Origin of the sequence: Streptomyces sp. rh34 (assembly GCF_002551245.1) — a bacterium.
In the GTDB taxonomy this organism is placed as follows: Bacteria; Actinomycetota; Actinomycetes; order Streptomycetales; family Streptomycetaceae; genus Streptomyces.
Window position 1 is genome coordinate 1 of sequence record NZ_NTGZ01000264.1, and the last position, 10,133, is coordinate 10,133.

General features: G+C 73.2%; 10 protein-coding genes and 1 pseudogene. 9 read left to right on the plus strand and 2 right to left on the minus strand.

What is annotated here, in order from left to right:
• The first annotated feature begins 18 nt into the window (after positions 1–18).
• The 8 genes from CR470_RS31465 (at position 19) to CR470_RS31500 (ending at position 8,554) form a co-directional block, all read left to right on the plus strand.
• Positions 19–633 carry an SDR family oxidoreductase gene (locus CR470_RS31465; protein WP_306667825.1) on the plus strand — a complete coding sequence of 205 codons (615 nt, stop codon included), beginning with the start codon at positions 19–21 and terminating at the stop codon, positions 631–633.
• Positions 633–2,354: a CocE/NonD family hydrolase gene (locus CR470_RS31470; protein WP_097870879.1), complete on the plus strand. Its 1,722-nt coding sequence runs from the start codon at positions 633–635 to the stop codon at positions 2,352–2,354. Before CR470_RS31465 ends, CR470_RS31470 begins: the two co-directional genes overlap by 1 nt.
• Positions 2,351–4,018 carry an ATP-dependent acyl-CoA ligase gene (locus CR470_RS31475; RefSeq protein ID WP_097870880.1) on the plus strand — a complete coding sequence of 556 codons (1,668 nt, stop codon included), beginning with the start codon at positions 2,351–2,353 and terminating at the stop codon, positions 4,016–4,018. The genes CR470_RS31470 and CR470_RS31475 overlap by 4 nt, the downstream gene beginning before the upstream one ends.
• The gene (locus CR470_RS31480; RefSeq protein ID WP_097870881.1) at positions 4,015–4,908 is read left to right on the plus strand and encodes an enoyl-CoA hydratase/isomerase family protein; all 894 of its coding nucleotides are present in this window, start codon (positions 4,015–4,017) and stop codon (positions 4,906–4,908) included. Before CR470_RS31475 ends, CR470_RS31480 begins: the two co-directional genes overlap by 4 nt.
• A 219-nt stretch (positions 4,909–5,127) precedes the next feature.
• Complete coding sequence (locus CR470_RS31485; protein WP_097870882.1) at positions 5,128–5,967, plus strand: alpha/beta fold hydrolase; 840 nt, start codon at positions 5,128–5,130, stop codon at positions 5,965–5,967.
• A 15-nt stretch (positions 5,968–5,982) separates the two neighbouring features.
• Complete coding sequence (locus CR470_RS31490) at positions 5,983–6,489, plus strand: GbsR/MarR family transcriptional regulator (protein ID WP_032793646.1); 507 nt, start codon at positions 5,983–5,985, stop codon at positions 6,487–6,489.
• Between the two features lie 142 nt (positions 6,490–6,631).
• A complete protein-coding gene (locus CR470_RS31495; protein ID WP_257138979.1) occupies positions 6,632–7,675 on the plus strand; it encodes an amidohydrolase family protein in 1,044 nt (347 codons plus the stop codon).
• A gap of 183 nt (positions 7,676–7,858) precedes the next feature.
• Positions 7,859–8,554, plus strand: a complete 696-nt coding sequence (locus CR470_RS31500; RefSeq protein WP_097870886.1) for a type 1 glutamine amidotransferase domain-containing protein — start codon at positions 7,859–7,861, stop codon at positions 8,552–8,554.
• A gap of 39 nt (positions 8,555–8,593) precedes the next feature.
• On the opposite strand, the gene CR470_RS31505 is transcribed toward CR470_RS31500, so the two are convergent.
• Together CR470_RS31505 and CR470_RS31510 are read right to left on the minus strand one after the other, a co-directional pair.
• Complete coding sequence (locus tag CR470_RS31505; protein WP_097870884.1) at positions 8,594–8,962, minus strand: Zn-ribbon domain-containing OB-fold protein; 369 nt, start codon at positions 8,960–8,962, stop codon at positions 8,594–8,596.
• Positions 8,963–9,088: 126 nt separating this feature from the next.
• Entirely contained in the window at positions 9,089–9,877 is a 789-nt protein-coding gene (locus tag CR470_RS31510) for a TetR family transcriptional regulator (RefSeq protein ID WP_097870885.1), read from the minus strand.
• Positions 9,878–10,046: 169 nt separating this feature from the next.
• Here CR470_RS31510 and CR470_RS38890 point away from each other — a divergent pair.
• A pseudogene (locus CR470_RS38890) lies at positions 10,047–10,133 on the plus strand (electron transfer flavoprotein subunit beta); the annotation flags it as partial.

The following is a 10,133-nucleotide window of genomic DNA, read 5'->3' on the forward strand; positions in this document are numbered from 1 at the left end:
TAAGAGACAGCCCTGGACCTGGCCGAGCCGGGCGCCCCCGCCGAGGCGGTCGCCGCCACCGCCGCCGGGCTGGGGCCGGTCGGGCTGCTGGTGTGCAGCGCGGGCGCCATCCGGCTGGCCGCCGTCCACGAGACCGAGGAGCGGCACTGGGAGCGGCAGTTGCGGGTGAACCTCACGGTGCCGTTCCTGCTGGCCCGTGAGGTGCTGCCCGGCATGCGGGAGCGCGGCTTCGGCTGGGTCGTGAACATCGGCTCCGGTGTCGGCTCGGAGGTGGTGCCGGGCAGCGGCGGCTACGGCGTCAGCAAGCACGCCGTGCACCGGCTCACCGAACTGATCCACGAGGAGAACCGCGACCACGGGATCCGCGCGGTCACCGTCGCCCCGGGCTGGGTCTCCACCCGGCTCGCGGCCCGGCCCGCCGACCTCGGGGTGCCCGAGGAGGAGGTGCTGGACGCGGAGGACATCGCGGACACCGTCGCGTGGCTGCTGGACCGTCCGGCCCGGATGAGCGTCGGCCCGCTGGTCCGCGTCGAGCCCTCGGCGAGCCGGGCCGCCGCCGGTGACGCCATGACCCGCCATCTGACCCGGTCCCGCGCCGAGGGCGCCGGACCGGACGCCAAGGAGGCCCCCTGATGGGCAGGACCACCCTGATCGAGCACGACGTGCCGGTGGAGATGCGCGACGGGACGGTGCTGCGGGCCGATGTGTGGCGCCCCGCCGAAGGACCGGCCTCGCCCGCCGTGCTCTTCCGCACCCCGTACGGCAAGTCCCCGCTGGGTCTTGCCACACTCACCCCGGCCCAGTGCGTGGACCGGGGGTACGCGGCGGTCGTGCAGGACACCCGGGGCCGGTTCGGCTCGGAGGGCGAGTGGGCGCCGCTGGACTGGTCCCGGGAGGGGCCCGACGGGTACGACACCGTCGAGTGGACCGCCGGGCAGCCGTGGTGCGACGGGAACGTGGCCATGGCGGGCACCTCGTACCAGGCGATCGTCCAGTGGCTGGCCGCCATGGAGAAGCCGCCGCATCTGCGGGCCATCGCGCCCACGATGTCCACCTCGGCCCCCTTCGACGCCGAGCAGCTCGGCGGCTTCCTGCGGCTGGACCACCTCACGAGCTGGCTCGGCCTGACCGCGCTGGAGTGGGTGCAGCGCCGGGCGGCGGCGGGCGATCCGGTGGACGGGGCGGTCGTCGCCGAGGTCGTGCAGTTGCTCACCACACCCGAAGTGCCGCTGCGCCGCTGGCCGTTGTCGGCCATCCTCGACTTCGAGGGGTTCCCCGGCCGGCTGCGGGACATTTTCGCGGGGCGCGTGGCGACGGTGGCCGACTACGACCTGGGGAAGGTAGGCGTGCCCACCCTCTCGGTCGGCGGCTGGTACGACGTGTTCTCCTACGGCACGATCGAGCTGCACCGCGCCATGCGCGCCCAGGACCCGGTGGCCGGACGGCACGAGCTGGTCGTCGGACCCTGGGTGCACTCCGGTCAACTGCCGCAGGTGCAGGGCGAGGTGAACACGGGGCCGTACGGTTCGGCACAGGGTGCGCGACTGGCCGATCTGCACCTGGACTTCTTCGACCGCCATCTGCGGCCGGCCGGGGAGACGACCGGCCGGGACTCCGGCGGGGAATCCGGCGGGGACGTACGGTATTTCCTCTTCGGTGACGACGCCTGGCACCGGGCCGCGAGCTGGCCGCCGCCCGAGGCCGTCGACGCCCCCTGGTACCTGGCGGGTCCGGTCGACGGCGCGGAGCGCGGCAGGCTGCTGCCCGCGCCGCCCCAGGAGACCCCGGGACACGACGCGTTCACCTACGACCCGGAGGACCCGGTGCCCTCGCACGGCGGGCGGGTGCTCCAGCTCGGCAGGCTGGCGGCGGGCCCGCTCAACCAGGCGCACCTGGAGGGCAGGCCGGACGTGCTCTGCTACACCTCCGAACCGCTCACGGAGGCGCTGGACGTCGTCGGCCGGCAGCGGCTGCGGCTCCGCTTCGGCTCGGACGCCTCCGCCACCGCCGTGGTCGCCAAGCTCACCGACGTACACCCGGACGGGCGTTCACTGCTCGTGGCCGAGGCCAGCCTCCGGCTGGAGGCCGAGGGGGAGGGCCCCCGGGACGAGCCGTACGACGCCGATCTGCTGCTCGGGGACATCGCGTGGCGCTTCGCCGCCGGGCATCGGCTGCGGGTCCATGTCACCAGCAGCAACTTCCCCCATCTGGACCGGCACCCCAACATCCCGGGCCCGGTCGGCGAGGCGGAGCACTGCCGCACCGCCCGCCAGTCGGTCTGGTACGGAGGCCCGTACGAGAGCGTGCTGCGGCTGCGGATCCTGCCCACGACGAGCGCCGGGGAGTCCGCGTGATCGACGATGTGCTCGATCCGGCGTCCGCCGACGTGCCGACGGCGGAGCAGTGCGTGCTGGGCCCCCTGCTCAGGCGCCGGGCAGCGGCCACGCCGGCGGCGCCGTACGCGCTGATGCCGGACGGTGGCACCTGGACGTACGCACGGACCCTCCGGGAGACCGAGGAGACGGCCGCCGCGCTCCAGGCGCTGGGCGTCGCCCCGGGCGAACTGGTGCTGAGCTGGCTGCCCAACGGGCCGGACGCGCTGCGCGCCTGGTACGGGGTCAACCTGGCGGGCGCGGTCCTGGTCCCGCTCAACATCGCCTACCGGGGCGCGATCCTGCGTCAGGTGATCGCCGACAGCGGGGCCGAGGTGCTGATCTGCCGGCCGTCGCTGGCGGCCCGGCTGGAGGAGTCGGACGACGCGGTGGGGGCGGTGCGCACGGTGGTCCTGCTGCCGGGGCCCGACGACGCGACCCAGGACGTGGAGGCGCTCGCGGGGCGGCTGGCCACGCGCTTCCGGGTGGAGACCGAACTGCGCGCGGACCGGGCGGAGTTCGCGGAGCCGGTGCCCGCGCCGCGGCCGTGGGACCCGCAGACCGTCATCTACACCTCCGGGACGACCGGCCCGTCCAAGGGCGTCGTCTCCTCCTACGCGCACCTGTACAGCAGTTGTACCGCCGCCTTCCACGGCATGGCCGGACCGGAGGACCGCTATCTGCTGCAACTGCCGCTGTTCCACGCGGGCGGCACGATCGGCGCGTACGGGATGCTGGTGCACGGTGGTTCGGTGACGGTCGTGCCCGCGTTCACCACGGCTGAGTTCTGGCCGCTGATCCGGCGTACGGGGACGACGCTGTGCACGCTGCTCGGCGTGATGGCGACCTATCTGCTCAAGCGGCCGCCGCTGCCGCAGGACACCGAGCACCCGCTGCGGGCGGCCTACGTCATCCCGTTCACCGAGGGGGCGACGGAGTTCTCCCAGCGGTTCGGGGTCCCGGTCCGCGCACTGTTCAACATGACCGAGGTGTCGTGTCCGGTGCTCTCCGCGCCGGACCGGCACCCGGGCGTACCGATGCACTGCGGGAAGCCCCGGCCGGGCATCGCCGCGCGGGTCGTCGACGACCACGACCGTGAGGTGGCGGCCGGCGAGGCGGGCGAGCTGGTACTGCGCGCGGACCGTCCGTGGTCGTTCCTCAGCGGCTACCTCGGCCGGCCCGCGGAGACGGCCGCCGTCTGGCGCAACGGCTGGTTCCACACCGGGGACACCTTCCGCCGCGCCCCGGACGGCGGGCTGGTCTTCGTGGACCGCAAGAAGGACGCGATCCGCAGGCGCGGCGAGAACATCTCCTCCTTCGAGGTGGAGGCGCAGGCCGTGGCCCATCCGGGGGTGCTGGAGGCGGCGGCGGTGGCGGTGCCCGGCGACGAGGGCGAGGACGAGGTGCTGCTGGTGGTGGCGGACCGCGACCCCGCGGCCCCGGTCGACCCGGCGGCGCTCCTGGAGTTCCTGCGGGAGCGGCTGGCCCACTTCATGCTGCCGCGCTACATCCGGGCGCTGCCCGAGCTCCCGAAGACCGCCACCGGCAAGCCGACCAAGCACACGCTGCGCGCCGAGGGCGTGGTGGCGGGGACGTGGGACCGCGAGGCCGCGGGCATCCGGATACGCAGGGAGAAGATCGTATGAGCCAGGAAGCTTCGCGGGCGGGCCAGGAGCCCCCGGCCGAGTGGGCGGGGGCGGCGACCGAGTCGTTCGCGGACTTCGCCGACCGGGTGGACACCAAGGGGGACGTACCGCTGCGGGCCTCGCTGGAGGGCGGGGTCGCCACCCTGACGCTGGACCGGCCGCACCGCCGCAACAGCCTCGACCTGACGCTCTCCCGCCATCTGCTGCTCGGCCTGATGTGCGCGGGCGACGACCCCCGGGTGCGTACGGTCGTGATCACCGGGAGCGGTGGGGCGTTCTGCGCGGGCGACGACGTCGAGAGCGTGCGGCGGTGGCGGCTGGGTGACCGGGCGGACACCCCCTTCGACCCGATCACCTCGGACGCCCACTATCTGCGGGTCTGCGAGGCGATCCTGCATCTGCCGAAGCCGGTGGTCGTGGGGCTGACCGGGGCGGCGGCGGGCGCCGGGGCGGAGATCGCCTGCGCCGCCGACTTCCGGGTGGCGGACACCCGTGCCTCGATCGGCAGTTGTCTGGCCGGGGTCGGGCATGTGGGGAACGTGGTCCTGATGTCCCGGCTGACCGGACCGGCGCGGGCGACGGAGATCTATCTCACCGGGCGGATGGTCTCCGGGGCCGAGGCGGTGCACCTGGGACTGTTCGACCGGCTCTGCGAACCGGAGGATTTCGACCGCGAACTGGCCGCACTGGCGGGCCGGTTCGCGGCGCTGCCGACCGCCTCGGTGGGGCTGTTCAAGGAGTTGCGGGAGCGGAGCTGGGGACAGCCGGCCGAGTACGGGCTGCGGCTCCAGGACGCGTACCACCTGAAGACGCACGCAGCGGTGGCCGACGCCCGGGAGGGGATGGCCGCGTTCGCGGAGAAGCGGCCGCCCCGCTTCACCGGCGCCTGACCGGCCCCGGGAGCCCCGCCCGGCACCGCCGCGGACCGGGCGGGGGCCCGGCCACCGCTGCCGCGACCCCGTGGGGGCCGCTTCCCTCTGCGGCTGCGACGGAGAGAGTATTCTGATTCTGATGAACGAAGCACTCCGACACCGCCGCCCGGCGGCCTCGCCGCCTCCGACACCGCCCCCGTCCGCGCTCGCCGCCGGCCACGGCGTGAAGGCCCCCCGATGACCGGCCCCGACAGCCGGACCGCCACCGGGGCCCGCGTCGGGGAGACGGCGCACAGCATCGACGTCTCCGGCGCCCGGCTGCACTACTGGACCGCCGGAGCGGCGGACCGCCCGGGGATCGCGCTGACCCACGGCGCCGGGGCCGATCACCGCATGTTCGATCCGCAGATCCCGGCACTGGTCGGCGCGGGCTATCGCACCCTGCGCTGGGACGTGCGCTACCACGGGGCGTCCGCCTCGGGCACGGGCAGATTCCGTACGGTCTACGCGGCGCGGGACCTGGCGGCGCTGCTGGACGCGGCGGGGATGTCCAGGCCCGTGGTGCTGCTGGGCCAGTCGATGGGCGGCAACATCGCGCAGGAGTATCTGCGCCGACGGCCCGATGAGGTCGCCGCGCTCGTGGTGATCGGCTCCACGTCCAACACCCTGCCCATCACCCGGGCCGAACGGCGCGGCCTGGCGTTCTCCCGCGCCTTCATGCGGCTGATGCCCTACCGTCGGCTGGCCCGGTCGATGGCCAGGGCGTCGGCCGAGGACCCCGGGGCCCGGACGTATCTGCGCGAGACCTTCCTGGCCCACGGGAGGCGCTCCTTCCTCACCACCTGGGACGGCATGACCCGCGCGATCGACCCCTCTCCCGACTATCGGGTCGAGAAGCCCGAACTTCTCATCTGCGGTGAACACGACAGCACGGGTAACATCCGCTCGGCGATGGAACGGTGGAGCGAACGCGATCCTCACAGCGAGTTCCATGTGATCCCCGGTGCCGGGCATGTCGCCAATCTGGACCGTCCCGACGAGGTCAACCGGCTGACCGTCGCCTTCCTGAAGGCCTGAGACCCCAGCGAGACCATGACTGACCACGACATCACGCCCGACGCGGGATCCCTCCCGGTGCCCGGATCCGACGGGTTCAGCGACGCCGAAGCCGCCTTCATCAGCGAGATGGGTTCGCTGATGGAGCGCTGGGGCCTCCCCCAGGCCACCGGCCGCCTCTTCGGCTACCTCCTGCTGCGCAACAAGCCGGTGGACCTCGACACCATGACCCGCGAACTCGGCCAGGCCAAGAGCGGGCTCAGCGTGGCCGCCCGCCAGCTGGAGGCCTGGTCCCTGGTGCGGCGCTCCACCAGGGCCGGCAGCAGGCGGATCGACTACGAGGCGGTGGGCGACCTCCAGCACCTGTTGCTGGTGAACAACGCCCATATGCGCAAGTTCACCGAGACGCTGAGCTCGGGAATCCCGGTGGCGCGCGGCGAGGCCCGGGACCGGCTGGCCTCGCTCGCCGGCCTGTTCAGCGGGTACGTGGAGCAGACGGAGGCGCTGGTGGCCGCCTGGGAGGCCCGGCGCGCCGCCTCCTGAGCGCGGCGCGTGCCCGGACGTCTCGGCGGACGCACCCGCGGCACAGCCGTTCCCTTCCTCCTTGGTCCTCCCCGTTCCTCTTCCCTCTTCCCTTCTCCTCGCTCTCCTCTCCCTCCTCCCTCCTCCTTCCGATGGAGTGACCGTGAACGTGTCGTCCGTCCCCGCACCGAACAACGGAACAGCGGTGGCCACCGCCGTGGCGGACCCCGGAGTCCGGATCCGCCCGCCGGTCGTGGACGCCTGCTCGCTGGTGTACGACGACGCGGGCTGGCGGGCGTACCTGAACCGTCTGGGCGATAACGCACCTGAATACCTGGACGTCTTCTCCGCCTCGTTCTGCCGGTACTTCGGCGCCTCGCACACCGCGTACCGCGACGCGCTCGCCGTCCGCCGGCAGGACGCGATCGACGTGCTGCTGCCGCCGGACCGGCCGCCCTTCGACCTGGCCGGGCATCTCGCGGACCGGGAGCGGCAGGGCGTGACGGGCGAGTTCGCCATGGGCTCGGCGGAACGGCTTCCCGACGGCCGTACGGTCAACGAGTGGCTGCTGGAGACCGTGCGGGATGTACGCGACCGGATCCACGTCTGGGCCGGGATCTCCCTGCGCGACCCCGCCGCCGCGCTGCGGGAGCTGGAACGATCGCTGGCGGCCGGGGCGGCCGGGCTGTGCGTCATCCCCTTCCTGGACGGCACCGACCCGGCCGATCCGCGGTTCGCCCCGGTCTGGGACGCCGCGGCCGCGGCCCGGCTGCCGGTCTGGCTGCACACCGGCCACCACTTCGCCCGCAGCCATCCCAGCGGCCTGGGCAGCTGGCGTACGGTCGAGGCGCTGGCGGGCCGCCACCGCGAGCTGCTGCTCGTCGCCGGGCACGCGGGCTGGCCCGATGTGCAGGAGATGCTGCTCACCGCCGCCCGGCACCCGGGGGTCTTCCTGGAGTTCTCCTCGCACCGGCCCCGCCACATGTCCAAGCCCGGCTCGGGCTGGGAGCCGCTGCTCCACCACGCCCGGGGGATGGCCCGCGACCGGGTCATGTTCGGCACCTCGACCTGGGTCAATCCGGGCCCGACGGGACCGCTGGCCGATGAGCTGGCCGCACTCCCGCTCCGCGCCGACGTGGTCACCGCCTGGCTCTCGGGCAACGCGGAGGCGCTGGTCGCCCGAGCGGCCGGGACGCACCGGGACTGAGCACGCCGGGAGCCCTCCGGATGATTCGGAGCGTCCGGAGGGGGCAGACGATCCGCCGGACGGCCGATCGCCGCCGCCCCGTCGGAAGCCTCTTCACGGCACACGGGGGCGGGAGACGGATCCTGGCCCGACCGGGCCTACCGTCGGCCTGGTCAGCCACCCCGACCAACGGAGATGTACGACATGGCAAAGATCCTTTTCGTGGTGTCCGGCGCGGACCACTGGACCCTCGCGGACGGCACGGCCCACCCCACGGGCTTCTGGGCCGAGGAGGCCGTGGCTCCGTACCGGGCGTTCACCGACGCCGGGCACGAGGTGGTCGTCGCCACCCCGGGCGGCGTCGTCCCGACCGTGGACCGCGGCAGCCTGACGCCCGACGTCAACGGCGGCCAGGAGGGCGCCGACGCGGTGGCGGCCGGTCTTGAGGCGTTCGAGGAGCTGCGGCGGCCGGTCGCGCTGGAGGACGTGGACCCGGACGCGTACGACGCCGTCTTCTACCCCGGCGGCCACGGCCCGATGGAGGACCTCGCGGTGGATCCCGTCTCCGGGCGGCTGCTCGCCCGGGTGCTGGCTTCGGGCAAGCCGCTCGGCGTGGTCTGCCACGGTCCGGCGGCGCTGCTGGCCGTGACCGGACCCGACGGCGGGAACGCGTTCGCCGGGTACCGGCTGACCGGTTTCACCAACGCCGAGGAGACCCAGGCGGGCTTCGCGGACAAGGCGAAGTGGCTGCTCCAGGACCGACTGGTGGCGCTCGGCGCCGACTTCCAGGAGGGCGAGCCCTGGGCGCCGTTCATCATCACCGACCGGAACCTGATCACCGGTCAGAACCCGGCTTCCTCCGCCCCGTTGGCGACCGAACTGCTCAACCGGCTCGGCTGACCCGCCGATCGGCGGTTCACCCCCGGCCGGCCGGACCGTTCAGACCCAGTCCCGCCGTGCGGGCGGCTCGCAGAGTTCCAGCACCACCGCGCCGGTCTCCGGCTCGCCCCCGGAGACCGGCCGGACGCGCGCGCCGACCGTCACCAGGTGCGGAGCCGCCCCCACGATCTGGCAGCGGAAGACGAACCCTTCGGAGAACCGCACCAGGGACTCGTTGCGCGCCGCCTCGGTGTAGCGGTGGACCACGGCGGTCCGGACGACCACGCCGTGGCCGGTGGTGCGTTCGGATTCCAGTTCGCTCGACGCGCACACCGGGCACAGCAGCCGCCGGAACGAGGCGGTGCCGCACCAGCGGCAGCGATTGTAGGAGAGGCCGCACTCCTCGTGCGCCTTCTGGACGGTGCCCACGGCTGTCTGGGACACGACTCGACCCCCTGCGCTCGACTCGGACGCGCTCGCACCTGCACTGCGGGCGCGTCCGCACCATATGGCACTCAGTGCCGGACCGTAAAGGCACTGAGTGCCCATTGGTACTCAGTTCTCTCCGACGGCTGCCTCGATCTGCTGCACGACACGCCACATCGGGGTGCCCTTCCGCGCGACCATCACGATCACCTCACCGTCGCCGGAGACGGGGAAGGGGGCGGCGGGAAGGCCGGTCGCGGGAAGGGCCGCGGCGGAGCCGGACGCGGAACCGCCCGGGAGCCCACCCTCCCTCCGCCCCTCCGACGACGGCAGCGGCGCCGGGGACGGGGCGCCCGCCTTCCCCGCGGGCCGTCCCCACACCTCGCGCACCAGGGCGAGCGCATGATCGACGGCCACCTCGGGGTCGCCCGCTCCGCCCGAACGCAGCCACAGCCGCAGCCCGTTGTTGTGCGCGGCGACCACCGAGGCGGCGATCACCTCGGCCCGCAGCTCCCCGTCGCCGCCCGGACCGAACCTGCCCCGCAGATGCCCGGCGAGAATCTGTTCGTAGCGGCGCACCACTGACAGTTCATACGTCCTCAGCCCCGGCACCTCCCGGGTGAGGCGGTAGCGCTGCACGGAGAACTCGGGGTTGGCCGCGTACATCCGCAGCACGATGCGCGCGGCGTCGCACACCGCGCCGACCGGGTCGCTGTCGTCGACGGTGGCCAGGAACCCGGTCGTCTCGGCGAGGCATCGTTCGTGGTCCGGGAAGACCGCGTCCTCCTTGGACGGGAAGTAGCGGAAGAACGAACGCCGGCCCACTCCGGCCCGCGCCACGATGTCGTCCACGGTCGTCCGCTCGAAGCCCCGCTCCAGGAAGAGCTGGAAGGCCGCCTGTGCGAGCACCTCCCGCATGGGTGCCTTCTTCTCGGGTCCTCGTGCCTCGCTCATGCGGCGAAACGTAGCACCGGAAGGAGCAATTTGGCACTGCGTACCTTTACAGAGGGTACTGAGTGCCATAGTCTCTCCATCAGTACGAATGACACCCAGGTGGGACCACACCCAGGTAGGCAGGAGAGCCGGCGTGAGCTTGAGGATCGTTGTCTGTGTGAAGTACGTGCCCGACGCGACCGGTGACCGGCGTTTCGCCGATGACCTGACGCTGGATCGT